Genomic DNA, 424 nt, shown 5'->3' with positions numbered 1-424 from the left:
ATGATTGGGTCGTGTCCACAGGAAGAACTAGGCCGGTTGATCTATGAAGGAGCTCAGAAAAATGCCTGGTGCACATCCCGTTGCCCTCGACTTTCAGTCTGTAAAAGAGTTGGCCCTCCTGGACACAGCTAAGCCGATCAGGCCGCTAGCGGAAATTCCGGACCTGATCCAAGCGAATTCAGATATTGAAGCCGCAGTAATATGGCTTGAGACAACCACAGACAACCCAAAAACCAGACGCGCCATGCGTAAAGAAGCTGAGCGATTCATTCTTTGGGGGTTGTTTACCAAGACGAAACAGTTATCCCAAATGAACGTAACGGACATCAAGGATTACATACTTTTTTTGGCAGACCCACAGCCAGCGGCGGCCTGGGTATCCGAAACAAAACACCCCCGCCACCACCCTTCCTGGCGCCCTTTC

At 51.2% G+C, this 424-nt stretch carries 1 pseudogene; it reads left to right on the top strand.

The annotated features are described in order from the left end of the window. Positions 1 to 43 precede the first annotated feature (43 nt). A pseudogene (locus AC3XQU_RS23010) lies at positions 44 to 424 on the top strand (hypothetical protein); the annotation flags it as partial.

The sequence above is a fragment of the Telluria sp. AZSoR62 genome (assembly GCF_058111565.1).
The sequence above is the reverse complement of the archived record's forward strand: the minus strand, read 5'-3'. Positions and strand labels throughout refer to the sequence as shown.